The following is a 22,482-nucleotide window of genomic DNA, read 5'->3' on the forward strand; positions in this document are numbered from 1 at the left end:
TCATCTGCTGAGGCGTTGGAACCGGCGTACCGCCAGCGGCAGGAAGACGGCCGTCAGCGCCAGCGGCCACACCACCGCCATCACGTCCGAGTGCTGCTCGATCCAGCTTCCCCCGGTCGGCAGGGGGTTGCCGTACAGCTCGCGGACGGCGTTGGCGGTGGCCGAGACGGGGTTCCACATCGCGATGGTGCCCAGCCAGTCCGGCATCTCCGACGGCGGCGTGAAGACGCTGGAGACCATGCCGAACGGGAAGGCCACGGCGAACAGATTGCCCGCTGCCTCCTGGTTCTTCGCCAGCAGGCCCAGCAGCACGCCCACCCAGATGAGCGAGAACCGCAGCCAGAGCAGCAGCGCGAAGGCCCACAGCGTGGCGAGCAGGTCGCCGTCCGAGCGCCAGCCGACGACCAGCGCGATCGCCGCCAGCACCGCGAGGTCGAGCGCCGCGTGCAGCACGTCGGAGACGCCGCGTCCGGTGACCACTGCCGAGGGGGCCATCGGCATGGAGCGGAAGCGGTCGGTGACGCCGCGTTCCTTGTCCACGACGACGGTCATCGCGGTGTTCATGAAGCCGAAGGCCATGGTCATCGCGAACATGCCGGGCATCGCGTAGTCCTTGTAGTCGACGCCCTTGCCGACGTCCATGGCGCTGCCGAAGACGTAGACGAACAGCAGCACGGACACGATCGGGAAGCCGAGCTGCCAGGCGATGAGGGAGGGCTGTTTCGCCAGGTGGGTCAGATCGCGGCGGACGATCGTCCAGCAGTCGGCGACCGCCCAGTACAGCCGCCCGCCGGTGCTCTGCCGCTCCGCGGTCTGCACGGCGCTCATACGGTCACCTCAGTGTGCTCCGTGCTCTCCTGTTGCTCCGTGCTCTCCCGGCTCTCCGTGCGGCTGCCGGTCAGGGCCAGGAAGACCTCGTCCAGCGTGGGGCGGCGCAGGCCGATGTCGGCGACGGCCACTCCCTCGTCCTGAAGGCGGCGTGCCACGGCGGTGAGTGCGGGCACCCGCTCGGCGACCGGCGCGTGGACGCGCAGTCCGGCGGCGTCGGTCTCCGGCTCGGCGCCCTCGGCCGCGGCCCGTGCGACGGCGGCCGCGACGGCGGGCAGGTCGCGGGCCTCGGCGGCGACCACCTCGATACGGTCGCCGCCGATGGCCCGCTTGAGACCGGCCGGGGTGTCCTCGGTGACGTTGCGGCCCCGGTCGATGACGGCGATCCGGTCGGAGAGCTTGTCGGCCTCGTCCAGGTAGTGGGTCGTCAGGATGACGGTGGTGCCCTGCTGTGCGAGTCCGCGCACCGCGTCCCACACCTCGCTGCGACCGCGCGGGTCGAGTCCCGTGGTCGGCTCGTCCAGGAAGAGCACCTCAGGGGCGAGGATCATGCTGGAGGCCAGGTCGAGGCGGCGCCGCATACCGCCGCTGAAGCCCTGCGGCTGCTTGTCGGCCGCCTCGGTGAGTCCGAACTGGTCGAGCAGTTCGGCGGCTCTGCGGCGGGCGCGGTGGGCGCCGAGGTGGAAGAGGCGGCCGAACATCTCCAGATTCTGCCGCGCTGTGAGTATCTGGTCGACGGCGGCGTGCTGCCCGGTGAGGCCGATCCTGCTGCGTACGGCGCGCGGGGCGCGGCTCACGTCGTGGCCGCCGACGGTCGCGCGGCCCCCGTCGAGTCGGACGAGGGTGGTCAGGGCGCGTACGGCGGTGGTCTTGCCGGCCCCGTTCGGGCCCAGCAGCCCGAAGACGGTGCCGCGGGGGACGGCCAGGTCGAGGCCGTCGAGCGCGTGTTTGTCGCCGTAGGTCTTGCGGAGCCCCTCGGCGACGACGGAGCACTGGTCCAGTGGTGGTGCGGGCATACTTCCCTCCTTGAATCTGGGTACGCCGTACCCAGATGAAAAAGCGTACAGCCTACGCAGATACTTGCAAGGGGATTTCCTACGATGGCCGCACCATGACGACAGAGCACACCGCCGACGGCGAAGGACTCACCCGCCTCGTCCGCAGCCTCGATCTGCTGTGGGGCCGCACCACCCGCGAGCGCCCCGCACGCGGGCCCAAACCCGGACTGACGCTCGGGCAGATCGTGGCGGCCGCCGTCGACCTGGCCGACCGCGAGGGACTGGCAGCGCTGTCCATGCGCCGCGTCGCCACCGAACTGGGCGTCGGCACCATGTCCCTGTACCGCTATGTGCCCGGCAAGGACGAGTTGGTAGCCCTGATGTGCGACCAGGTCGCCCTCCCGCCGGCCGACATCGAGCAGTGGCGCGGCAACAACTGGCGCGAGACGCTGGAACTGGTCGCCGAAGGGTCGTGGAAGCTCTACACCACACACACCTGGCTGCTGCAGGTCAACCAGGCCCGCCCGATCCTGGGCCCGCACTCCATGGCCAACCTCGACTTCGCCCTGGGAGCCCTGGAGGGCCTGCCCTTCACCAGCCAGGAGAAGATGACCGTTCTGGTCGCCCTCGACAACCTCGTCATGGGCGCGGCCCGCTCAGTCGTCCTGTACCAGCAGGCGGCCCAGCAGTCCGGCATCAGCGACGAGGAGTTCTGGCACACCCAGGAGCCCTACATCACCCGCGGCATGGAAGAGGGCGGCCTCACACACCTGGCCGCCCTCCCCGCGGACGCCTTCACCGCCGACCCCGCCGACAGCACCCGCTTCGCCGTCCGCGCCCTCCTGGACGGCTTCCAACACCTGCTGGACCAGCGGACCCCTCACAGGTAGAGCTGGCGTTTGCAGTCCTGGCAGCGGGTCTTGCCGTCCCATTTCTCGATCCGCCGGTGCTCGCACACACCGTCGCGCGTGTGACACTGAGCACGCACCATATGGTCGAGTTCCGCGACGCACGGACCGCACGCGTACACGTCACCGATCGCGCCGGGAGTCCGCACCGAGCCGACCCACACCACGCGCACGCCCGCACGGCGGCAGAACAGCCAGCACATCCCGGTCAGCCACGGATTGCCGTCGTCCGGCTGCGCGGTCGGCGGCCAGGCGTCGCGCCACTGGCGGTCGATGGCCAGCACGAACGAGGCATCACTCACCGCGCCGCGCCCTTCTCGATGACGGCCGCCAACTCGCGGGCCACGGGCGCCGCACAGTCACCGAGCCGCACGAGGGCGTACCCGGTGTCGTCGGTACGCATCTGAGGGCGGACGTCCATCACGGGAAGCTGAATCCCCGCGTGCCGCAGCGCCACCCGTAGGGCTTCCCGCGCCCTTTCGGCCTCACGGATCTTCCTCACCGACCGTCCTCGCTCCGTCATTCCCACCACTCCGAACGCCCCCTTTGTGCATACTTGTCCGCGCGGGTAGCTACGCGCTGTGCAACAACCATCACCAACATTGCCGACCGCGGCCCTGGAACACGCGTCGGCGCTGTCACCAATCGCCCCCGGTGGACAGGGGGGTTGAACGAAGAGGAGTTCGACGGCGATGTAGTTGAACAGCGAAGACGGCAAGCTCACCCCAAGGCTCCACCTCGGCCGGCGGCTCCGGCGACTGAGGGAGCGCCGGGGCCTCTCCCTGCGACAGCTCTCCGACCGCGTGGGCGGCTACTCACACAGCTACCTGGGCCGGGTGGAGCTGGGGGAACAGCTCCCTTCCGAGGCCCTGGTGGAAGCCCTGGACGCGTTCTTCGACACGGATGGAGTGCTCGCGGAGCTGCTGGAGCTGGCGCATGACACGTTGATTCCGGACTACAGCCGGAAGGCCATCAGCAAGGAGCCTGATGCGGAGCGGATTCAGGTCTTCAACAGCAGTGTGATCCCTGGGCTCCTGCAAACCCAAGAATATACGCGGGCGACATTCCAAAAGGCGCTGCTGGGTGAGTGCGAGGAGCGGATCGAGGAGTTGGTCACCGCACGCATGAAGCGCCAGCGCGTCCTGGATCGCGACGATCCACCGTTCTATTGGGGCATTATGGACGAGGCCGCCCTTAAGCGACCCGTCGGGGGCACACTGTGCATGGCTGCACAGATAAGGCGTCTGCTGCGACTGGCTTCCCGACCGCACGTTACCGTCCAGGTGCTTCCCTTCAGCAAGGGCGCATACTCGATGCACGGCGGCGGCAGCCTCACCTTGCACACGATGCCCGATGGCGCAACGATTGCGGTAGTCGAGAGCTTCGACTCTGGTGAGCCTGTGGAGTCTCCTAGAAGAGTCCTTGAGCTGACCCAGAGGTTCGACATGGCCCGCTCCCTGGCCCTGACGGACGAGGAATCACTCGATCTGTTCCGTCAATACCTGAAGGAGTACGACGTTGAAGACGCTTCCTGACGCATCGGCGCTCCCCGCATGGCGCAAGTCCACCTACAGCGAAAATTCGGTAGGCGGCTGCATCGAGGTGTCCGACGACTACCCCGGCGGCGTCCCCGTCCGCGACTCCAAGACCCCCCACGGACCGGCCATCATCTTCGACACAACCGCCTGGGCCTCCTTCGTCACCGCCACCAAGCACGGGGAGTTCACCGCCCCCTGACAGACGAGCCAAAGCCAGGGGCGCGCAGTTTCTCGTGCCCCTGGCCCCCAACTCGCAAGGAGCGCGAAGGTGAAAGCGGTTCCCGACGCATCGGCTCTTCCGACCTGGCGCAAGTCGAGCTACAGCGAGAACTCGGCTGGCGGCAGCATCGAGGTGTCCGACGACCACCCCGGCGGCATCCCGGTCCGCGACTCCAAGAACCCTCACGGTCCCGCCGTCACCTTCGACACAACCGCCTGGACAACCTTCATCACCGCCACCAAACGCGGTGCGTTCACCGCGTCCTGACGGTCAGAGGATCTTGTACTCTCCGTGGGGGACAGCTCGTTCCCATACCGCCTCGAAGGCACTGGCGCACAGCTTGAGCACTGCCGGGTCGGTACTCATCTCGCCTCCGCCGGAAGAGCCGTCCCCGGCGAAATGGTTCCAACGGACAAGCGACCCATCAAACAGCCAGAAGTCGTTGCCCGGCAGCGCGAGGTCTGACGCACGGCGGCGTGGCAGCCACCGCACCTGTTCGCCTGCGGCGACGTTGGTGAACGTGTCGGAGTGCTCGAACCGGATGTACTCGCTGACCGGCTCGGAAACGATGCGAGCTCGGCGAACGACTACACCTCGGCCGACAGTCTCCTGAATCAGATCCAGCCATGGGCGCCACCATGACGCCCTGTCGTCCGGGTCGTGCCGGAAGCCCGCTCGCCACGCGTCGAATTCCTCCCTCTCGTAGTCCACTGCGTAGAAATCGCGCATCTCCAAGTGGACAGCGGAGCGCTGGGCCCCGCGCAGCAGTTCAGCGAATGTCGGGACGTTCGAGGGAATCACACGTCTCCCCAGTCTCTGCCTGTCCGCGGGTCCGGAGGAGTCCGGTAGTCGCGAACGGGCTTCGGTTCCGTTCTCACGGCTCGTTCAGTTGCCGTCGCGCAGCATTGATCACGTTCTGCGCGACGGCACCGTATACCGCTGATTCCTGGAGGGTCCGCCACACCTTCATATACAGGGCGATGTTGTCGGCGTCGTCCAGCCATAGCTCGGCGTGCCAATCTTCTGCGACGACCAGACGATCATCGAGAACCCAGAATCCATTGGCCGGCACGATCCGCACCGGGGCGGTGAACGGGATGATCCCCAACTCGACCGTGTCCAGCCCTACCAGGCCGGTCAGCCGATCAAGTTGAGCGGCGAGAGCTGCGGGAGGGCAGACCAGCGCCCGCAGCGCAGCCTCCCATATGAGGACGTGCAGCCTGCGGCCTGGCTCGTAAAGCCATTCCTGGCGCTTCATCCTGGCCCGCACGGCAGCTTCGATGTCGCCGGCCGGGGCCAACAGTTCCGAATACCGCGTGATGACATGGCGCGCGTACTCAGGGGTTTGCACCAGCCCAGGGATCACTGCCTCCTCCCACAACCACAGACATCTGGTGCGTTCGATCTCACGGCTCAGGCTCTCGTGGGCGGGCTTGAAACCGCTCGCGAGGGCTCGTCGCCATGACCTGATATGCGACTCGAACCCTGCAAGACGGGAGGCCAATTCGGGATAGACCTCTGGTTGGCCGGTACTGTCCGCCCACGCCCGGAGATCATCGGAAGTGGCGGTCTGTCTTCCGTTCTCCAGCTTGCTGATCTTGGAGTTCGGCCAACCGAGTCGCCGAGCGAGTTCCTGGCCGGTGAGCCGACCATCAGGGCACGAGAACCGCAGTTCCCGGAGGCGCATGCCAAGCGCTTCTCTCGCCTGCTGATAGTCAGTGCTCACCGGCTAAGCTCGCTATCCAGCCCCAGCTACCTGCACTGCGAACTTCTGGTACGGAACGGCATAGTGCATGGCTGCGTCGCGGACGATGGAGTAGCGCACAACCTCAGCGGGCTCCGTGATCACCTCGATGTTGAGCAAGTTGTCGCCGTCGTCGAAGTGCAGCAACGCGACGATCCGCGAGTCGAAGATCCAGAAGTCCTCTGCGGGCAAGCCGATCCGGTCGGCCTCCTCTCGCCAGAGGTAGTTCATGTCTTCACCGACGGCTGCGTTGTGTCGGGCATAGTCGAGTAGGAACATCTGTTCCTGCGTAGGTGGCTTGTCGGCGATGCGCACGCGACCGACTGTCTTGCCTGTAGCCGTCTGACGGCGGATGTTGACGAACCACGGTTCGCTGAAGTCGCACGGAGCGCTACCCGTCTCCAGGAAGGCTCGGTACTCGGGATCGTCGCGGTCGGAGGCGTACCCACGCCGTGTTTCAAGGCGCCACGCTGTGTGCTCGAAGGTCTCAAAGAGGCGGCGGAAGCCGTCCCGGCTTACGAGGTCCGGCACGCGCGTCATCTCCTTCGGTCCCCAGTTCACAAGCAGTTCGCGCGGCACGATCACAGCAGCGTCCCCCTCGCCGAAGTGCCGTAGCTGGGCGATGTCATCCGGATCGGTAAGTGGCCTCCCCTGCACGACTACTTCGCCTGTCTTGACGTCTGCATGTAGCGCGGGGCAGCCGTCGACCTTGCTGTCTGTGCCGGTGAAGCGTAGCTGACGAGCCATCGCCGGTCTCCTTTCCATGAGCCTTTGTCACCGATCAGCATGGGTCGCCCCCCGGCTCCGCACCACACGACGTTGAGACGCACAGAAGAAAACAGCAGCAATTCAAGCCAGCTTGCGAGAAAACTCAAGAAAGCAGCGTAGTGCGCACCAATCGCCGCTCCCTAGCGTCGAGTTCGTGAGCACAGCACACCGTTGGGTCGGTTATCGGTACGACCATTCGAACGCCTTGCCGGGCAGGTTCACAAGGCCGCGGTACGCGGCTGACAGCGACGGTGACCCGGAGCCGGCGCCCTGCGGCTACTGCCAGCAGCTCCGCGACATGACCAGCCTGGCTCAGCATCGGAGCGAGACGGAGATCGCCTCCGTACTCAGCGACGTACTGCGCCGGCACCGGCGGGACAAACACCCGGGACCGCACCGCCTCACCCTCGTCAGGGGCGAGCCGGAAGACGACTGACCCCCGCCCCCAGGCGCACCGTCGCGCACGGCTTCCACTCCAACGCGTGACGGCCACAGCGCCGGAGGCGGGTCCCCGAGAAATCCAGCAGAAGGAGGAGCACCATGCATGCGCTGATCCTGGCCGCCGATCCCGAGGACGACGAGCCTACCCAACCGTCCGACACCCCGGACTGCGGCAGCGGCCAAGGCTGCGGCGGCAACCGGTAAAAACGCCCAACACGTGGCGCCCCCGTCGAAGGGGCGCCACGCCTCACCAGAAAGGCTGCGCCCAACGGTGCACTGGCACGCGTACACCTACACCGGGCCGCAGTGGCCCAGGGACGGCGAGGCCCGGAATCTCCAGGCGGCGGTGCCCCCGAACACGATCAGCCACTGGTTCCGCAAGCCGCAGTCCATGCGAGCAGGCACCTTCAGCGCCCCCGAAGAAGCGATCGCATGGCTGGACCAGGAGCTCAACGCGATGCCACCCAGCAACCTGGAGGCCAAGCTGGCCCATCTCGTGGCGTGCCTCGACCGGGGAGCCGACGCCTACGCCGGCTACTACTCAGCCGGCGGCCAGATGGTCGTGCGATGCACGCTGGTCTGCCCACGCGCCGGAGAGCAGTGCCCCGATCCTCCGCACTCACCGTGAGGACAGCGCGGCGGCCTGGTCACGGAATGAGGACCAGTCGGCCGCGCAGGCCGCCCTTGGCAAGCAACTCGTGTGCTCGAGCGGCGGCTACACCGGCGGCGTCGCTTGGGCCGCCTGCAGCTCCGCACGTTTCGCCGCCGCCACCCTGTCGGGGAAAGCTGTCAGCAACCGGAGCGCCTCGGTGCGTTGCTGCTGTGCCTCTTGAGATGCGCCCTGGCTGGTCAGCGCTTCGGCGAGGCGGGCCAGGGAAAGCACCAACGACCAGTTGTCGCCCCTGGAACGGAACGTCGAGGACGCTTGCCGGTGGAACGCCACGGCGTCCTCGGCGCGTCCGAGCAGCAGATGCGCTTCGCCAGTGGTGTCCCACGCGGCGGCCTGCAGATCGGGGCGGCCGACTCGCTGGAACAGCACCGAGGCATGTTGCAGATGTCCGAGAGCTTCGGCGCTGTTCTCCTGGGCCAAGCAGGCGCGTCCCAGCTCCAGAAGAGCGAGGGCCTCGAAGAGGTTTCCGCCGGCCTCGCCTGCGATGGCCAATGCCTGCTCAGCCATCTCGTTTGCCTCGAAGAAGCGTCCAGCTCGCCGATCAACCGCCGACAGCAGCGTGAGCGCTTCAGCCCGCTCCAGCGGCTCGTCCGCGTCAGCCAGAAGGGTCGCTGCCCGGCTCAGCCAGCCCCTCGCCTGGTCGAGGTCGCCCTGTTCCAGGAACGCCCATCCGAGGTTGCGTGTGAAGGCCCCGATATAGACAGGATCATCGAGCTCGTGCGCCTGCTCCAGCGCCCGCTTGAAGCAGGTTGCGGCGTCATCAACGCGGTGCGCGAGCATGTACACCACCCCCATGCCGTTGGCGGCTCGCGCGTGCCCCAAGGTACTGCCGAGTTCCCGGAAGATCCGCAAGGCAGCGTCGAAGCACTCTTCGGCCTCGGACAGCCGGAACAGATGCCGGTAGGCGATGCCCAGATTGTCGAGAGTGATTGCTTCCCCATGCCGATCGCCCGCCCTACGGGCGGACTCGAGAGCTACTCGCTGGGCGGGCAGCCAGGCGTCGGCCGGCTCCCGGTCTGCGATGACCGTCGTCAGGACCGCTGGAATCTGCCAGGCGATCCGGTCCATTCCAGCAGAGCTCGCGATGCGGACCGCGGTGGCGAGGTTGTCTCGCTCGGTTTCGTACCAGGCGATCGCCGCTTTCCCGTCATCGAAGGCAGTCGGGCCGACACCGTCGTCCACCGGTTCGAGGGCCAGCGGCATGGTGTACGCGCACGAGCCCGCTCGAGCGGCGGCAGCAGCGGAGTGCAGGTACCAGCCGAGGACACGTTCCAGCGCAGAACGCCGGTCCTCGGCAGATTCCTCACGCTGGGCCTGGTCGATGGCGTAAGCGCGCAGCAGGTCGTGGAACTGGTAGCGGTCATGCCCGCACTCCTCCAGCAGGTGCACGGCGGCCAGGCTGTCGAGATGACGCCGAGCGTGGGCCGGGGTCGAGCCGGAGAGGGCTGCAGCGGCCTCCGCCCGGAAGTCGGGACCGGGATGCAGCCCCAGCAACCGGAACACGCGGGCGGTCTGCGGGGGGAGGGCGCGGTACGACCAGGCAAACACTGTGCGCACGGCATCCGCTTCATCGGCCCCCTCCTCGCCCGTCGCCGACAGGGCGTCCCACAGTCCCGACTCGTCGCGCAGATCCGTGATCAAGTCGCGCAGTGGCATTCTCGGACGGGCTGCGGCACGTTCGGCCACGATGCGCAGTGCGAGCGGCAACCGCGCGCACAGGCGAGCCAGTTCGGCGAGTTCCGCGTCGTCGTCCTCTGTGCGGTATCCGGCAATGATGCTGCGCAACAACCGGATGGATTCGGCTTCCGACAGCGTCTCCACACTCACACGATATGCACCTTCCCGCACCACCAAACCCGACATTCGTGTACGACTCGTGATGGCTACCAGACAATCTGCAGAACCGGGCAACAGTGGACGGATCGCTCCGGCCGCTGCGGCGTTGTCCAGAACGACGAGCACGCGTCGGCCGGCCATCACCGATCGGAACAGCTCCGCGCGTGGTTCCTCTCCCGCTGGGATGCGCCCCACCGGCACATCCAGCGCCCGCAGGAACCTGCCGAGAACATCCGTGACGCTTATCGGCGGCCCCGGATCATATCCATGCAGGTTGACGTACAGCTGTCCATCGGGGAAGTGACTCTTGACGCGGTGTGCCCACCGAACGGCGAGCGTTGTCTTTCCCACCCCGGCCGTGCCGACGACAACGGCGATGCGTAACGCTTCCGCGTCCTGAAGAGGGCCTTGCGGGTCGTCCAACAGGCTGTCCAGGGCGCTCATCTCATCGGTTCGATTGACGAACCCGCGTACATCGCCAGGTAGTTGCGCCGGACGAGGCGCGGGCGCGAGCGCCGCTGCGTGAACGTGCACGTCACCACTGACCTGGCCGGCTTGGACGACGTTGCTTGCCGAGCCCGAGAGATCGTTGTGGGCGCCAACGCGAAATCCGGCCGTCGGCTCCTGTCCTGGCCCGCTCTGTCTCTCCGCCACGTCCCCTCCTCACCGACCGCCCTCAGCCGGACTACCCCTGAACCCCTGCACCGAACCGAGTAATCCGTCAGGGGGAACCTTCGAATGGCTTGTTTCCTACCCCTGCCGCTGCTAAATGCAAGGTTGAGGCCCCGCCGAGGCGCCTCGTCCGTAGAGTGATCAGGGATCGAGCGAGCCGTTCGGCCAAGCCAAGCCGTTCATTGCTCAGTAGTGGAGTGGTTTGCGTGCTGTCGAAATGTGAAGGGCGGTTATGAGGATTACGTTCGTCGGTGGCTCCACCGGCCAGGGAGGTTCACCGCGGTTGTACCGGGACGAGGAAAGCGGTGACTTCATCGTACAGGGCTATGTGGTCAGCGACCCGGCCGATCTGACGCAGATGGAAATCCCCAGCGGTGAGACAGTCGTCCGAGTGCCCGCCTCGCTTTTCACCTACCTGCCGAAGGATGAGGCGAATGGAGTCTCTTGACGCCGAAGGCTGGGCGCGGCTGTTCAACGACTGTCAGGTATCGGCCTGCCACCTGGAAATGCGCGACCACTACGCGGTCGCAGAGGAACTGGCCGATATCGAGAAGTGGCGGGCCGGTATGTGGGGCCCCGAACAGGACGCCGAGAGCAAAGCCGGCTGGCTGGACCTGATGCGGGCCACCACGGCGCGCGGGGTACGGATTCGCCGCACCCGCATCGTCTCAGAGCCGGTGAGCGAGTACATCCGGTTCGAGCACGAGGGAACCCCACAGAACATCGCGGCGGGGGAAGAGGTGCGCTGGCTGCCTCGGGTTCGCGCCTCCGGCCTGTCCCTGCCGGGCAACGACTGCTGGATCTTCGACCGTACGACTGTGCTGTTCAACCATTTCACCGGGGACGGTGGCTGGGTCGGCAACGAACTGAGCACCGACCTCGACGTGGCCGAACTGTGCACAGACGCTTTTGAATCGGCCTGGAGGCTGGGCATCCCACACAGTGAATACACCGTGCCCCGGCCGGCGAGCTGAGCACGCCGCTCCCGTTCACAAGGAGAACAGAGAGATGTCGCCCCCTCTGCGCATCGGCGTGGTCTCTTCCGGGCCCGCCGAGTTCTCCACCATCCACGTGGCTTGCACGGACGCCGGTCACCTACCGGTCGTCTATTTCTACGGCCGTTCCCTTCGCTCAGGCGGGAAGAATCTCCCCGACGCCGGTGAGACAACGGCTGCTGTTCTCGGTGCTGTGCCTCCTGGGATGGACCTGCTGCTCCCGGGGAGCGTCAACGGCCTCGCCCTCGCGCTGCGGAGCTACCGGCTCGATCTGCTGATCGTCTTCGGCTTCGCCTGGAAGCTCCCCCCTTCCGTACTGGCGCTTCCGCGGCTTGGCGTGCTCAACATTCATGTGTCGATGCTGCCGAAGTACCGCGGACCGGCGCCGCTGCTCTGGGCGATCCGCAACGGTGACCCGAGCAGTGGCATCACCATCCACCGGATGGACAGCGGATTCGACACCGGAAACATCCTGGCCCAGCAGGACGGAATCCGCCTCGCCGACGACATCAGCTGGACCACCTACTGCGCCGAGGCGATGCCCGTCGTCCGTGAGCTGCTCCGCACGTCGCTGGACCGGGCCGTAGCGGGAGACCAGGGCGAGCCACAGGATCACTCCCGCGCCAGCTATGCGGGGTTCATGGAAGCCGCGTTCTCCGTCATCCGCTGGTCCGACAGCGCCGACACCATCCACAACCAGGTCAGGACGCACCGCTTCATGCGGTCATCCGACGCCCCAGTCGCCAAGCTCGGCGACACCTGGCTGCACATCATCCGCACCAGTCTCGAACCAGCCGACGGGTTCCCGGTCGTGTGCGGCGACGGGAGGCCGCTGTGGATCACGGAATCCGCGGCAGGGCGGCCGCCGGAGGAAGTGTGAGGGGGTGGCCCCTGGTGGCGGCGGCCGTGGCGCTCAGTTCCGGCGGTTGCGGGTGAAGAGGCGGCGGAGGCCGAACCAGACGACCAGCGCTGCGATGAAGGTGGCGCCGCCCAGGGTGAGGGTGCGGTTGTCGTCGTCGGACGAGCCGTTGTCGCCGTCGCCGCCCTTGGAGGGTGACTTCGAGTCCGACTTGTCGTCGGAGGGCGGCGCCGCCTCGCCGCTGAGCCGTACCGGCTCGACGCCGCTGCTCGCGCCCTCGGAGCCGTACATCAGGGTGCGGCCGTCGGGAGCGAACGTCACCGACTCGCCCTGCCGCTGCAGTGGTACGGAAACGCTGCCGATCTTCTCCGGCTTGCCGTCGCGCCACTTGTAGCCGTACGCGCTGAAGTAGCCGCGCAGCACCAGCCGGGAGCCGTCCGGGGAGAACGCTCCGTCAGTCGCCTCGAAGTCGACCTTCGCGACACGTGAGAAGGTGTTGACGCCCTCGGGGTTCAGCTTCTCCGGGCCCGCGTAGAGGCCGCCCTTGCCCTTGCCGCTCTTGCTGGCGATGTAGACGCGGCCGGTCCTGGGGTGCACCATCAGCGACTCGGCGTTGCGCGGGCCGTCGGCGTAGCGGACGGTGTAGCGGGTGGGGTTCACGGTCACATCGCCGCTCAGGCGCTTGGGTTCGGGGAAGCGGTAGATCCACACTTCGAGCCACTGGCCGTCCAGGTTGTCGCCGATGTCGCCGACGTAGACGTCGCCGTCCGGGCCGATGGAGATCCCCTCGACGTCCCGGGGCTTGATCCCGTTGAGCGTCACCCGGCTGACGGTCTTTCCGGTGCGGCTGTCGACGGCGTAGACGTACGGGCCGTCGTCGGAGTCGTTGTGCGTCCAATAGATGCCCTTGTGGGCGCGGCTGGCGGCCAGACCGCTGGACTCGGTGATCCGCGAGTCGCGGATGGTGAAGCCCTGGGGCCCGTCCTCGGCGGCGGCGGGCGAGGCTGCCGTCATCGCTCCCAGCAGCACGGCAACCGCCCCGATCCCGACCCCGAACCCACGCATACGCACAGCCATGTGCTCCAGTGTCCAGCATCACGGTGCGGCCCAGGACAAGATCCCGGAGGATGTGCGAATGCGCGTTCTCTTCGTCGGCGACTCCATGACGATCGGAGCGGCCGGCGACCACACCTGGCGGTACCGGTTCTGGCAGCACCTGTGCCGTACGGTTCAGGACCGCGCGGCGTGGGAGATCGTCGGTCCTCGCACCGCCCTGCACGAGGGCAGCCACGCCTACGCCGACCCGCTCTTCCCCCACCACGCGCGGGCCCATCTCGCGGGCTGGGGCTCCGGGTGGCTGCATATGGCGCCGGTCATCCGGCAGACGGTCGCGGCGCACGATGCCGACACCCTGCTGGTCTCGCTCGGGCTGATAGACCTCGGCTTCTACACCGACCCCGAACAGACGCTCGCCAACGTCGAACTGTTCATGGCTCAGGCGCGCGCCGCCAACCCGGCGCTGCGCGCGGTGCTGCTGCCCGTCATCCCGAACATCCGCGCCGCCACCGAGCCCGAGTTCGCGGCCGTGTGCGCACGCTTCAACACCCTGCTGGCCAAGGCCGTCGCTGAGCTGTCCCAGCCGGGCTCGCCGGTGCTGCCGGCATCGGTGCCGGAGGACTGGTCGCTGGAGCGGGACACCTACGACGGCACCCACCCCTCGGCGGAGGGCGAGCACCGGCTGGCCGCCGCCTTCGCCGACGCCCTGCACCAGGCATGGGGCGTGGGCGGCCCGTACCGCCGGAGCGCACTGGCACTCTGACCTGCCTTGCGGGACCAGCGCGACCGGGTGCGGGCGAGTGCGGGCAAGTGCTGCTGCCTTGCTGCCAAGCATCATGAATACCGCCGAGTGCGGCAAGGGCGTCAAGTCCGGCAAGAGCTGCCAACTGCGCAGGTATCGTCAAGATCGGCAAAAACCAGCCAGGTGGCGTACCTTTCGCGTCGGAACCCCGCGCGGGCCGCAGCGGCGGGCGGCACCGGAGCTGTCGCTGCGCCAGACTGGCGCCTTGTGCCGCGAACACCCCCGGCGCGGCGGTTCAGAACCGCGCTGAGGGGCGCTCGCGGCATCCCCCGACTAATGCGCGCGAGCGCGCACTAAGTGCGGGAACAGTAATCGGAACCTGAGCCTCGACGCAATGCGGACCCCATGACTGCTCCACAACCGCACGGATCGGACCGACCGGCCGAACCCGCCCGTCCGCACGGATCGACCCGCCCAGGCGGACGCACCGCGCGCACCCGTGCCGCCGTACTGGCCGCAGCCTGGGAGGAGTTGGACCGCCGCGACTTCGCCTCGCTCACCATCGACCTGATCGCCCAACGCTCCGGAGTGCACGCCGCGACCATCCGGCGCCGCTGGCGGACCGTCGAAGGTGTGATCAGCGACATACTCAGCCAGCACGGCGAGACCATCCCGGTGCCCGACACCGGCAGCCTGCGCCAGGACCTGCACGCGCTCGCCCGCTCCATCGCCGACTTCTACACCCCGCCGCGCAACCAGCGCCTCGTCGAGGCCGTCGTCACGGCCGCCGTGCGCGAGCCGGGCGCCGCCGAGGTGCTGCACAACGTCTTCGGAGACCGCATCCGGCGAGTCGCCGTCATGGTGGAGCGGGCCGCCGAGCGCGGGGAGGTCGCCGCCGACACGGACGGTGAAGAGGTCATCGCCGCGCTGGGCGCCCCCTTCTACTACCGGCTGCTGATGACCCGCAGGCCCGTCGACGCCGAGCTCGCGCACAGGAGCGCGGAGGCCGCGTATCTCGCGGCCGTCGAGGGGGTCTTCCGTACTGGGCGCCGGGCCCCGTAAGGGGCGCGGGGAACTGCTCCCCCAGCCTCCGGCCGGGAGGTGCCCCCAAGCCACGACAAGCCCGCTCCCTGCAACGCGCAGCAAGGCGCACCCCTCCTCCAGCGGGCGGGCGGGGTGCAGCCCCTTGCTTCGAGTGTGCTCCAAGTGCCTAGCGTGGCGGCATGGAGTACACGCAGCTCGGACGCACAGGACTGAAGGTCAGCAGGCTCGTGCTCGGCACCATGAACTTCGGGCCGCAGACGGACGAGGCCGACAGCCACGCGATCATGGACGCCGCACTGGCGGCAGGCGTCAACTTCTTCGACACCGCCAACGCCTACGGCTGGGGCGCCAACAAGGGCCGCACCGAGAAGATCATCGGAAGCTGGTTCGCCAAGGGCGGGGGGCGGCGCGACAAGACCGTCCTGGCCACCAAGGTCTACGCCAACATGTCCCCCGACGGCGAGACCCCCTGGCCCAACCACGACAAGCTGTCCGCGCTGAACATCCGCCGCTCCGTGGAAGCCAGCCTGCGGCGCCTGGGGACCGACTACATCGACCTGTACCAGTTCCACCACGTCGACCGGGCCACGCCCTGGGACGAGATCTGGCAGGCCATGGACGTCCTCGTCCAGCAGGGCAAGGTGCTCTACGTCGGCTCCAGCAACCACGCCGGCTGGCACCTCGCGCAGGCCAACGAGACCGCGGCGCGGCGCGGCTCACTCGGGCTGGTCAGCGAGCAGTGCCTCTACAACCTCGCCGAGCGGCGCGCCGAGATGGAGGTCGTCCCGGCAGCGCAGTCGTACGGACTGGGGATCATCCCCTGGTCCCCGCTGCACGGCGGACTGCTGGGCGGCGCGCTGCGCAAGGCCCGCGAGGGCGGCGGCAGCCGTACGGGCTCGGGCCGCGCGGCCACCGCGCTGGCGGACGCCACGGTACGCGGCCAGGTCGAGGCGTACGAGAAGCTCCTCGCCGAGCACGGGCTGGAGCCGGGCGAGGTGGCACTCGCCTGGCTGCTGTCCCGGCCGGGCGTCACGGGGCCCATCGTCGGGCCCCGGACGGCCGAGCAGCTCGACTCCGCGCTGCGCGCCGTCGAGCTGAAGCTCGACGACGGACTGCTCGCCTCGCTGGACGAGATCTTCCCCGGTCCCGGCCCCTCTCCTGAGGCGTTCGCCTGGTAGGTCCGCTGCTCGGAGACTCCGGCTCAGCGGCCGCCCAGGGCCGAGGCCAGGACGACGACGAGGAAGAGCACCACCAGCACACCCGTCACAATGCGCATTCTGGTCTTAGCGTTCACGCCGACAACGGTAGCCGGGGCTCCGAGCGACTTCGTCACGGGCCCATTCGTCACGGGCCGAGGGGCCAGCGCTCCAGCGGTTCGTAGCGGGGCTGCTCCCCCGGCACCCCGCTGCGCGGCGGGACGCTGCATACCAGCAGCAGCTCCCGGGCCGTCCAGCTGGAGCCGTGGAAGGGCTCCAGCTGGGCGACGTACGGGCGCAGATCGGTCGTCCGCCTGCCCTTCGCGCGGGCCAGCGTGAGGTGCGGGCGGAACGAGGGGTGCTCGTCGGGAGGGAGCAGGCCCGCGCGGCGGCCGGCGGCAGTGGTGGCCGCCGCCAGCTTCTTGAGGGCTTCGCGGTCGGCGTCCGCCATGTGCAGGCCCGCCCACAGGGCGCGGTCCCCGAAGCGGCCGCCCCCTGCGAGGCGCGCCGGGACGGGGCCGGGCGCCCTTCCCGCTGCGCGGGCCAGACGGGTGGTGAGGTCGGCCCTCTTCTCGTCGTCCACCTCGCCGTAGAAGCTCAGCGTGAAGTGCCAGCTTTCCGGCTGCGTCCAGCGGAGCGCGTCCGCGCCGGGCAGCCCTTTGAGGGCGTCGACGGCCCGCTCCAGTTCCCTGGCCGCGTCCGGTGGGGGCCACAGTGCTGCGAACAGTCTCATGGGTGCGCAGCCTGCCACGGGTGCGTACGTTCGTCGGCGTCCGCGGGCCGGGTTGTGCCCAACCATCACGCCGGCTCCCTCACCTCCGTGCGGGGCACGAACCGAAGGTGCGGCTCCCCCCGCCGGAGGCTCACCGCAGGGCGCAGTCCGGCGAGGCGGGCGAGGACCAGTGCGACGGCCACAGCAGCGACCGCGGAGATCAGGCCACCGGCGACAAAGCCGGTACGAGCGCCCCAGGTGTCGGTGATCCAGCCCATGATCGGGCCGCCGATGGGCGTACCGCCCACGAAGACCATCATGAACAGGCTCATCACCCTGCCGCGCATCGCCGGGTCGGAGGCGAGCTGGACGCTGGAATTGGCGGTGACGTTGAACGTCAGGCCCGCCAGTCCGATCGGCGCCATGAGAGCGGCGAACAGCCAGTACGAGGGTGAGAGGGAGGCGACGATCTCCAGTACGCCGAAGACCAGCGCGGCGCCGACCATCAGCCGCATCCGGGACTGTCCGCGCCGGGCCGCCAGCAGCGCTCCGGCCACGGAGCCGACGGCCATCAGGAAGTTGAGGGTGCCGTAGGTGCCCGCGCCCGCGTGGAAGACGTCACTGGTGAAGGCCGTGAGCCAGATCGGGAAGTTGAAGCCGAACGTGCCGATGAAGCCCACCAGCACGATCGGCCACAGCAGCTCCGGGTGCCCGCCGACATAGCGCAGGCCCTCGCGGAGCTGGCCCTTGCCGCGCCGCACGGGCTTGCTGGTGTGCAGCTCACCGGGGCGCATCAGCAGCAGGCCGATGAGGGGTGCGCCGAAGGACAGGCCGTTGATCAGGAACGCCCAGCCGCCGCCGACGGCTGAGATCAGTACGCCCGCGACGGCCGGGCCGACCAGCCGGGCGCTCTGGAAGTTCGCGGAGTTGAGCGAGACGGCGTTGCGTATCTGGGCCGGACCGACCATCTCGGAGACGAAGGTCTGCCGGGTCGGGTTGTCCAGGACAGTGGCCAGGCCGAGAGCGAAGGCGAGCGCGTAGACGTGCATGACCTGCACGTTCCCGCTCAGTGTGAGCACCGCCAGCACCAGCCCTATGACGCCCATGGTCGACTGGGTGACGAAGAGCAGCTTGCGCTTGGAGCAGCGGTCGGCGATGACGCCGCCGTACAGCCCGAACAGCAGCATGGGGAGGAACTGGAGAGCCGTGGTGATGCCGACAGCGGTGGAGGAGCCGGTGAGGCTGTGCACCAGCCAGTCCTGGGCGATGCGCTGCATCCAGGTACCGGTATTGGAGACGGCCTGGCCCATCGCGAACAGGCGGTAGTTGCGGATCTTCAGGGAGCTGAACATCGAAGGCTTCGAGGACTTCGCAGGCTCCGAGGACTGCGAGGGCTGCGAGGGCTGCGAGGACTGCGAGGGCTCGGCGGACTCAGCGGCGGCGCCGCGTCGGTCGCCATGGCCGACCGATGCCTGGCCGGCCGGTGCCTGGCCGACCGTTCCCCGACCGGCCGCTCCCTGGTCGGTTGTCCTGATGTTGTCGTCGTCGGCTGTCGATGGTGCGGGTGCGGAGTCTGCTCCGTGGCCCGTACTCAAAGCGGCGTCGCCTCCTGTTCCGGTTCGTGCTCCTTACAGATGTGCCAGCTTCTCCAGTACCGGCGCGGCGGCGCGCAGCGTCGCCCACTCGTCCTCGTCCAGCTCCTGTACCAGTTCGGTCAGCCAGGCGTTCCGCTTCTCGCGGGCCGCGGCCAGCATGGATTCGGCCTGTTCGGTCTGGGTGACCACCTTCTGCCGGCGGTCCTCGGGGTGCGCGTCCAGCCGGACCAGCCCCTTGGCCTCCAGCATCGCGACGATGCGCGTCATCGAAGGCGGCTGCACATGTTCCTTGCGGGCCAGCTCGCTGGGGGTGGCCGAGCCGCAGCGGGCGAGGGTGCCGAGCACGGACATCTCCGTGGGGCTGAGCGACTCGTCGACGCGCTGGTGTTTCAGCCGTCGGGAGAGGCGCATCACCGCGGCACGGAGCGCGTTGACGGCGTCCTTGTCCTGCTGCGTGTCCTGCTGTTCGTCCCGCTGCTCGGCATGCTGTTCGGCCGGCGGATCGTCGAGCTGGTCGAGGGCACCCGGCAGGGGCCCGTCCGCGAAGCGCGGAGCGGGGAGCTGTTCCGACATAGTCCTTAGCCTAACTCATTACCCGGTCTAAAGACTACTGGGTTTACCCGGCAGGGGCTCACACGTACGAGTGAGTCGGTACACGTTCGCCGGACAGCGGGCGGGGTGCGTTCGCGACCGTTGTCGTATGAACAGCCTTACTCCGCCGTGTGACAACGACCACCACGAGCAGCCCGAGTCCCAGGTGCTCAGCCTGCGGATAGAGGCCGCCCTCTTCGAGCGGCTGAACGGCCACGCCGCGAAACGCGGAATGAGCGTCCAGGACTATGTGGTCCGGACGCTCGTCCGCGACGACTTCGACGAGCGCTTCAAGGCGTCGGTCGAGCGGACCGAGCGGTTCTACGGCCACTCGGTCCGCAGCAGCGGGGGCCTCGCCTGACCCCCGGTCTCACTTGACGCCGAGAGCCTGCTCGATCGGGTCCAGCAGGAAGTAGACGAGGAAGCACAGCCCGACCACGTTCAGCAGCCAGGGGATCTCCCGTGCCCGGCCGACCGCCGCCCGCAGCACGATGAACGAGATCACGCCGATGCCGATGCCGTTGGTGATGCTGTAGGTGAACGGCATCGAGATGACGGTGAGAAAGGCCGGAACGGCGACGGTGGAGTCGGCCCAGTCGATCTCCCGCACGTTGGACGCCATGATCAGGAAACCGACGATCAGCAGCGCGGGCGTCGCCGCCTGCGAGGGCACGACCTTCGCCAGGGGGGTGAAGATCAGCGCGAGCAGGAAGAGCCCGCCCGTCAGGACATTGGCAAGACCGGTGCGCGCGCCCTCACCGACACCGGCGGTGGACTCCGCGAAGCAGGTGTTGGCCGAGCACGAGCCGAAGCCGCCGGCCGCCACCCCGACACCGTCCATGAACAGGATGCGGCCCATCCGGGGCAGCTGCCCGTGTGCCCGGTCGTCGGCAAGACCGCTCTCCTCGCCGACGCCGATGATCGTGCCCATCGCGTCGAAGAAGCCCGACAGCAGCACGGTGAACACGAACAGGCAGCCCGTCAGCCAGCCCACCTCGTGGAATCCGCCGAACAGGCTGATGTCCCCGATCAGGCCGAAGTCGGGACTGCTGACCACCGAGTCCGGCAGCGCGGGCACCGAGAGGCCCCAGGCCGCGTCGGGGATCTCGGCCACGGCGTTGATCACGATGGCGAGGACGGCGCCGGCCACGATGCCGATGAGGATGGCGCCCCGCGTCCTGCGCACCGTCAGCACGAACATCAATATCAGCCCGATGACGAACACCAGCACGGGCCAGCCCTGGAGCCGCCCGTCCACGCCGAGGCCCAGCGGGACGCTGGTGTGCGCCTTGTCCGGGTTGCGGGTGACGAAGCCGGAGTCGACCAGGCCGATCAGCGAGAGGAACAGGCCGATACCGATCGCGATGGCACGGCGCAGCCCATTGGGGATGGCGTCCATCACCCGCTGCCGCAGACCGGAGGCGACCAGGATCATCAGCACGATCCCGGCGAGCACCACCATGCCCATGGCGTCGGGCCAGCTCATCTTGGGCGCGAGCTGGAGCGCGACCACGGCGTTGATGCCCAGCCCCGCGGCGAGCGCGATGGGCACATTGCCGATGACGCCCATCAGCAGGGTGGTGAGTCCGGCCATCAGCGCGGTGGCCGTCACCAGCTGCCCGTTGTCCAGGTGCTGCTGGTACTTGTCCTCGCCCGCCCCGAGGATGATCGGGTTCAGCACGATGATGTACGCCATCGCGAAGAACGTGGCCAGTCCGCCCCGCAGCTCACGGCCGACGGTCGAGCCGCGCTCCGAGATCTGGAAGAAGCGGTCCAGTGCGGACGGGGAAGCGGGCGGGGTCCCCTGCGGGGCTCCCTCGGAATCGACCGGGCCGGCCGAAGCGGACATGCGTGACCTCGGGTTGGTGCGGGTGCGTACTGCTACGCGCTGGTACGGGTGCCCGCCGGAACGGGCCTGAGGCTGGGGCAACCGGATCAGCTTGGTGCATCGCACGAAAAAAACCGGCCACCGCCAGACCGATTCAGTATGAACAACCGAACGGGTTGATCGCCAACTCCGCCCCCCGCCCCCGGCACCGCCGCTGCCCCCGGCACCGCCTCGCTAGGCTGGAGCCGGGGAACAGGCGAGAGACGAGGGAGCCGGGGCGATGAGCCTGATGGACAGATGGACCAGCGGCGAGCGCGAGGCGCCCGAGCCGCTGGAGGGCAACGTCGTCGCCACCGTCGTCACCGGCACGCTGGTGTGGCTCTTGCTGCTCCTGGTGCAGCTCCCCTTCTACGGCTGGTTCGCCGACCACGGCCACACCTGGTGGCTGTGGACCTGCGCCGCCGGCGCGGCACTGGGCTGCGTGGGCATCTGGTACGTACGAGCCAGGGACAAGGCCATCAAGCGCGCCCAGGGAGACTGACAGCGCCACGGCGCGTGCGGCGCACCCCCCTCCCGGCGCGGGCGCAGGCACCGTAACGTCGGAACATGACGTGAACGTCGGAACATGACGTACGCGCGCGAAGGTCTCACCAGCGACGAGTCGGCGGTTGCGGTGGCGGCCGTCGCGGGCGTCCTGCTGGAAGTGGCCTGGCGGCCGGCGGCCGGGAAGCTGTCCGGGTAGGTCCCGCGCGGCTTCCCGGCCCGCCCTGCCGGGGGCGCTTACGGCGCGCTGTCCGCCAGTTGGGTGCGCCCCTGGGCGCGGGCGCAGTGTGCGCAGCAGTAGTAGTGGCCCTCCGACTCCATGCCGTGCCCCAGGATGCGGCAGCCGCAGTTCTCGCACACGGGCGCCATCTTGTGGGCCGCGCACTCCAGGCAGTCGAACACGTGCACCTGTCCCGCGGCGCGGACCTCGAAGGTGTGGGGGTAGTCGTTGTCACAGACCTCGCAGACGGGCATGGACTCTCCTTGGTTCGGGTGCTGAGCCGGCACGGATCGGGTGCTGAGCCAGCACATCGTTACCCCGCACGCCCCGGCCCTGACCCGGCCTCAGCCAGCCGGGCGCACCCGTTGGAGGCACCGGCGGGGACGCCGCGCGGAGGCACCGGCGGAGGCACCGGCGGGGACGCCGCTCGGAGACGCCTGCGCGGGGAATTCCGGCCCTGAATTCACGAAATCATCTC

Annotated in this window: 28 protein-coding genes; 14 read left to right on the plus strand and 14 right to left on the minus strand. The window is 68.5% G+C overall.

The window, feature by feature from the left end:
* Complete coding sequence (locus tag JW592_RS14260) at nucleotides 1-828, minus strand: ABC transporter permease (RefSeq protein WP_209265416.1); 828 nt, start codon at nucleotides 826-828, stop codon at nucleotides 1-3.
* Complete coding sequence (locus JW592_RS14265) at nucleotides 825-1,844, minus strand: ATP-binding cassette domain-containing protein (RefSeq protein WP_209265417.1); 1,020 nt, start codon at nucleotides 1,842-1,844, stop codon at nucleotides 825-827. Before JW592_RS14265 ends, JW592_RS14260 begins: the two co-directional genes overlap by 4 nt.
* Before the next feature lie 95 nt (nucleotides 1,845-1,939).
* Here JW592_RS14265 and JW592_RS14270 point away from each other — a divergent pair, with 95 nt between their 5' ends.
* Nucleotides 1,940-2,716, plus strand: a complete 777-nt coding sequence (locus JW592_RS14270; RefSeq protein ID WP_209265418.1) for a TetR/AcrR family transcriptional regulator — start codon at nucleotides 1,940-1,942, stop codon at nucleotides 2,714-2,716.
* Here the strand turns inward: JW592_RS14270 and JW592_RS14275 are convergent.
* On the minus strand, nucleotides 2,707-3,036 hold the full coding sequence (locus tag JW592_RS14275) for a hypothetical protein (RefSeq protein ID WP_307805414.1): 330 nt from the start codon (nucleotides 3,034-3,036) through the stop codon (nucleotides 2,707-2,709). The two genes, JW592_RS14270 and JW592_RS14275, sit on opposite strands and share 10 nt — an antisense overlap.
* Entirely contained in the window at nucleotides 3,033-3,236 is a 204-nt protein-coding gene (locus JW592_RS14280; protein WP_307805415.1) for a hypothetical protein, read from the minus strand. The genes JW592_RS14275 and JW592_RS14280 overlap by 4 nt, the downstream gene beginning before the upstream one ends.
* Nucleotides 3,237-3,432: 196 nt before the next feature.
* Between JW592_RS14280 and JW592_RS14285 the strand changes: the two genes are divergently transcribed.
* The 3 genes from JW592_RS14285 (at nucleotide 3,433) to JW592_RS14295 (ending at nucleotide 4,759) form a co-directional block, all read left to right on the plus strand.
* Nucleotides 3,433-4,269: a DUF5753 domain-containing protein gene (locus JW592_RS14285; RefSeq protein ID WP_229375988.1), complete on the plus strand. Its 837-nt coding sequence runs from the start codon at nucleotides 3,433-3,435 to the stop codon at nucleotides 4,267-4,269.
* Complete coding sequence (locus tag JW592_RS14290; protein ID WP_209265420.1) at nucleotides 4,253-4,471, plus strand: DUF397 domain-containing protein; 219 nt, start codon at nucleotides 4,253-4,255, stop codon at nucleotides 4,469-4,471. Before JW592_RS14285 ends, JW592_RS14290 begins: the two co-directional genes overlap by 17 nt.
* 69 nt (nucleotides 4,472-4,540) lie before the next feature.
* A complete protein-coding gene (locus tag JW592_RS14295; RefSeq protein WP_209265421.1) occupies nucleotides 4,541-4,759 on the plus strand; it encodes a DUF397 domain-containing protein in 219 nt (72 codons plus the stop codon).
* Nucleotides 4,760-4,762: 3 nt separating this feature from the next.
* Here the strand turns inward: JW592_RS14295 and JW592_RS14300 are convergent, their stop codons facing one another.
* The 3 genes from JW592_RS14300 to JW592_RS14310 all read right to left on the minus strand — a co-directional run bounded on the left by JW592_RS14300 (nucleotide 4,763) and on the right by JW592_RS14310 (nucleotide 6,983).
* Nucleotides 4,763-5,290 carry a DUF6879 family protein gene (locus JW592_RS14300; protein WP_209265492.1) on the minus strand — a complete coding sequence of 176 codons (528 nt, stop codon included), beginning with the start codon at nucleotides 5,288-5,290 and terminating at the stop codon, nucleotides 4,763-4,765.
* Nucleotides 5,291-5,366: 76 nt separating this feature from the next.
* Entirely contained in the window at nucleotides 5,367-6,218 is an 852-nt protein-coding gene (locus tag JW592_RS14305) for a helix-turn-helix domain-containing protein (RefSeq protein ID WP_209265422.1), read from the minus strand.
* Between the two features lie 12 nt (nucleotides 6,219-6,230).
* On the minus strand, nucleotides 6,231-6,983 hold the full coding sequence (locus JW592_RS14310) for a DUF6879 family protein (RefSeq protein WP_209265423.1): 753 nt from the start codon (nucleotides 6,981-6,983) through the stop codon (nucleotides 6,231-6,233).
* Between the two features lie 175 nt (nucleotides 6,984-7,158).
* On the opposite strand from JW592_RS14310, the gene JW592_RS14315 reads away from it, so the two are divergent.
* Both JW592_RS14315 and JW592_RS14320 read left to right on the plus strand, forming a co-directional pair.
* Nucleotides 7,159-7,440 (plus strand): hypothetical protein, encoded by a 282-nt coding sequence (locus JW592_RS14315; protein WP_209265424.1) that lies wholly within the window; start codon nucleotides 7,159-7,161, stop codon nucleotides 7,438-7,440.
* 276 nt (nucleotides 7,441-7,716) lie between these two features.
* Entirely contained in the window at nucleotides 7,717-8,073 is a 357-nt protein-coding gene (locus JW592_RS14320) for a hypothetical protein (protein ID WP_209265425.1), read from the plus strand.
* Nucleotides 8,074-8,160: 87 nt separating this feature from the next.
* On the opposite strand, the gene JW592_RS14325 is transcribed toward JW592_RS14320, so the two are convergent.
* Nucleotides 8,161-10,605: an ATP-binding protein gene (locus JW592_RS14325; RefSeq protein WP_209265426.1), complete on the minus strand. Its 2,445-nt coding sequence runs from the start codon at nucleotides 10,603-10,605 to the stop codon at nucleotides 8,161-8,163.
* A 250-nt stretch (nucleotides 10,606-10,855) separates the two neighbouring features.
* On the opposite strand from JW592_RS14325, the gene JW592_RS14330 reads away from it, so the two are divergent.
* Genes JW592_RS14330 through JW592_RS14340 form a run of 3 tightly spaced genes read left to right on the plus strand, consistent with a single transcriptional unit; the run spans nucleotide 10,856 to nucleotide 12,498 of the window.
* Complete coding sequence (locus JW592_RS14330; protein ID WP_209265427.1) at nucleotides 10,856-11,071, plus strand: hypothetical protein; 216 nt, start codon at nucleotides 10,856-10,858, stop codon at nucleotides 11,069-11,071.
* Nucleotides 11,058-11,597 carry a DUF6879 family protein gene (locus JW592_RS14335; RefSeq protein WP_209265428.1) on the plus strand — a complete coding sequence of 180 codons (540 nt, stop codon included), beginning with the start codon at nucleotides 11,058-11,060 and terminating at the stop codon, nucleotides 11,595-11,597. Before JW592_RS14330 ends, JW592_RS14335 begins: the two co-directional genes overlap by 14 nt.
* 34 nt (nucleotides 11,598-11,631) lie before the next feature.
* Nucleotides 11,632-12,498, plus strand: a complete 867-nt coding sequence (locus tag JW592_RS14340; protein WP_209265429.1) for a methionyl-tRNA formyltransferase — start codon at nucleotides 11,632-11,634, stop codon at nucleotides 12,496-12,498.
* A gap of 33 nt (nucleotides 12,499-12,531) precedes the next feature.
* Here the strand turns inward: JW592_RS14340 and JW592_RS14345 are convergent, their stop codons facing one another.
* Nucleotides 12,532-13,542, minus strand: a complete 1,011-nt coding sequence (locus JW592_RS14345; protein ID WP_372446506.1) for a hypothetical protein — start codon at nucleotides 13,540-13,542, stop codon at nucleotides 12,532-12,534.
* A gap of 70 nt (nucleotides 13,543-13,612) precedes the next feature.
* Between JW592_RS14345 and JW592_RS14350 the strand changes: the two genes are divergently transcribed.
* The 3 genes from JW592_RS14350 (at nucleotide 13,613) to JW592_RS14360 (ending at nucleotide 16,497) form a co-directional block, all read left to right on the plus strand.
* The gene (locus JW592_RS14350) at nucleotides 13,613-14,296 is read left to right on the plus strand and encodes a GDSL-type esterase/lipase family protein (protein ID WP_209265430.1); all 684 of its coding nucleotides are present in this window, start codon (nucleotides 13,613-13,615) and stop codon (nucleotides 14,294-14,296) included.
* A gap of 384 nt (nucleotides 14,297-14,680) precedes the next feature.
* Nucleotides 14,681-15,337, plus strand: coding sequence for a TetR-like C-terminal domain-containing protein (locus JW592_RS14355; RefSeq protein WP_209265431.1), 657 nt, complete (start codon nucleotides 14,681-14,683; stop codon nucleotides 15,335-15,337).
* Nucleotides 15,338-15,498: 161 nt separating this feature from the next.
* Nucleotides 15,499-16,497, plus strand: coding sequence for an aldo/keto reductase (locus JW592_RS14360; RefSeq protein ID WP_209265432.1), 999 nt, complete (start codon nucleotides 15,499-15,501; stop codon nucleotides 16,495-16,497).
* 166 nt (nucleotides 16,498-16,663) lie between these two features.
* Here the strand turns inward: JW592_RS14360 and thpR are convergent, their stop codons facing one another.
* The 3 genes from thpR to JW592_RS14375 all read right to left on the minus strand — a co-directional run bounded on the left by thpR (nucleotide 16,664) and on the right by JW592_RS14375 (nucleotide 19,233).
* Nucleotides 16,664-17,248, minus strand: a complete 585-nt coding sequence (gene thpR, locus JW592_RS14365) for an RNA 2',3'-cyclic phosphodiesterase (RefSeq protein WP_209265433.1) — start codon at nucleotides 17,246-17,248, stop codon at nucleotides 16,664-16,666.
* 65 nt (nucleotides 17,249-17,313) lie between these two features.
* Complete coding sequence (locus JW592_RS14370) at nucleotides 17,314-18,822, minus strand: MFS transporter (protein ID WP_209265434.1); 1,509 nt, start codon at nucleotides 18,820-18,822, stop codon at nucleotides 17,314-17,316.
* A 33-nt stretch (nucleotides 18,823-18,855) separates the two neighbouring features.
* Nucleotides 18,856-19,233, minus strand: a complete 378-nt coding sequence (locus JW592_RS14375) for a MarR family winged helix-turn-helix transcriptional regulator (RefSeq protein ID WP_229376035.1) — start codon at nucleotides 19,231-19,233, stop codon at nucleotides 18,856-18,858.
* Nucleotides 19,234-19,522: 289 nt separating this feature from the next.
* On the opposite strand from JW592_RS14375, the gene JW592_RS14380 reads away from it, so the two are divergent.
* The gene (locus JW592_RS14380; RefSeq protein ID WP_209265436.1) at nucleotides 19,523-19,774 is read left to right on the plus strand and encodes a hypothetical protein; all 252 of its coding nucleotides are present in this window, start codon (nucleotides 19,523-19,525) and stop codon (nucleotides 19,772-19,774) included.
* 9 nt (nucleotides 19,775-19,783) lie between these two features.
* On the opposite strand, the gene JW592_RS14385 is transcribed toward JW592_RS14380, so the two are convergent.
* On the minus strand, nucleotides 19,784-21,262 hold the full coding sequence (locus JW592_RS14385; protein WP_209265437.1) for an NCS2 family permease: 1,479 nt from the start codon (nucleotides 21,260-21,262) through the stop codon (nucleotides 19,784-19,786).
* Nucleotides 21,263-21,521: 259 nt separating this feature from the next.
* On the opposite strand from JW592_RS14385, the gene JW592_RS14390 reads away from it, so the two are divergent.
* Complete coding sequence (locus tag JW592_RS14390; RefSeq protein WP_209265438.1) at nucleotides 21,522-21,782, plus strand: DUF2530 domain-containing protein; 261 nt, start codon at nucleotides 21,522-21,524, stop codon at nucleotides 21,780-21,782.
* A gap of 239 nt (nucleotides 21,783-22,021) precedes the next feature.
* Here JW592_RS14390 and JW592_RS14395 read toward each other — a convergent pair whose 3' ends face one another.
* Nucleotides 22,022-22,258: a metallothionein gene (locus JW592_RS14395; RefSeq protein ID WP_209265439.1), complete on the minus strand. Its 237-nt coding sequence runs from the start codon at nucleotides 22,256-22,258 to the stop codon at nucleotides 22,022-22,024.
* Between the last annotated feature and the right edge of the window lie 224 nt (nucleotides 22,259-22,482).

Origin of the sequence: Streptomyces spirodelae (genome assembly GCF_017676385.1) — a bacterium.
Taxonomy (GTDB): domain Bacteria; phylum Actinomycetota; class Actinomycetes; order Streptomycetales; family Streptomycetaceae; genus Streptomyces; species Streptomyces spirodelae.

Excerpts from the sequence above, each read along its gene's own strand:
- JW592_RS14390 (WP_209265438.1), top strand. The coding sequence starts at position 21,522 with ATGAGCCTGATGGACAGATGGACCAGCGGCGAGCGCGAGGCGCCCGAG.
- JW592_RS14340 (WP_209265429.1), top strand. The coding sequence starts at position 11,632 with ATGTCGCCCCCTCTGCGCATCGGCGTGGTCTCTTCCGGGCCCGCCGAG.
- JW592_RS14380 (WP_209265436.1), top strand. The coding sequence starts at position 19,523 with ATGAACAGCCTTACTCCGCCGTGTGACAACGACCACCACGAGCAGCCC.
- JW592_RS14330 (WP_209265427.1), top strand. The coding sequence starts at position 10,856 with ATGAGGATTACGTTCGTCGGTGGCTCCACCGGCCAGGGAGGTTCACCG.
- JW592_RS14385 (WP_209265437.1), bottom strand. The coding sequence starts at position 21,262 with ATGTCCGCTTCGGCCGGCCCGGTCGATTCCGAGGGAGCCCCGCAGGGG.
- JW592_RS14310 (WP_209265423.1), bottom strand. The coding sequence starts at position 6,983 with ATGGCTCGTCAGCTACGCTTCACCGGCACAGACAGCAAGGTCGACGGC.
- JW592_RS14345 (WP_372446506.1), bottom strand. The coding sequence starts at position 13,542 with ATGCGTGGGTTCGGGGTCGGGATCGGGGCGGTTGCCGTGCTGCTGGGA.
- thpR (WP_209265433.1), bottom strand. The coding sequence starts at position 17,248 with ATGAGACTGTTCGCAGCACTGTGGCCCCCACCGGACGCGGCCAGGGAA.
- JW592_RS14260 (WP_209265416.1), bottom strand. The coding sequence starts at position 828 with ATGAGCGCCGTGCAGACCGCGGAGCGGCAGAGCACCGGCGGGCGGCTG.
- JW592_RS14265 (WP_209265417.1), bottom strand. The coding sequence starts at position 1,844 with ATGCCCGCACCACCACTGGACCAGTGCTCCGTCGTCGCCGAGGGGCTC.
- JW592_RS14355 (WP_209265431.1), top strand. The coding sequence starts at position 14,681 with ATGACTGCTCCACAACCGCACGGATCGGACCGACCGGCCGAACCCGCC.
- JW592_RS14360 (WP_209265432.1), top strand. The coding sequence starts at position 15,499 with ATGGAGTACACGCAGCTCGGACGCACAGGACTGAAGGTCAGCAGGCTC.
- JW592_RS14335 (WP_209265428.1), top strand. The coding sequence starts at position 11,058 with ATGGAGTCTCTTGACGCCGAAGGCTGGGCGCGGCTGTTCAACGACTGT.
- JW592_RS14395 (WP_209265439.1), bottom strand. The coding sequence starts at position 22,258 with ATGCCCGTCTGCGAGGTCTGTGACAACGACTACCCCCACACCTTCGAG.
- JW592_RS14375 (WP_229376035.1), bottom strand. The coding sequence starts at position 19,233 with ATGCGCCTCTCCCGACGGCTGAAACACCAGCGCGTCGACGAGTCGCTC.
- JW592_RS14270 (WP_209265418.1), top strand. The coding sequence starts at position 1,940 with ATGACGACAGAGCACACCGCCGACGGCGAAGGACTCACCCGCCTCGTC.
- JW592_RS14350 (WP_209265430.1), top strand. The coding sequence starts at position 13,613 with ATGCGCGTTCTCTTCGTCGGCGACTCCATGACGATCGGAGCGGCCGGC.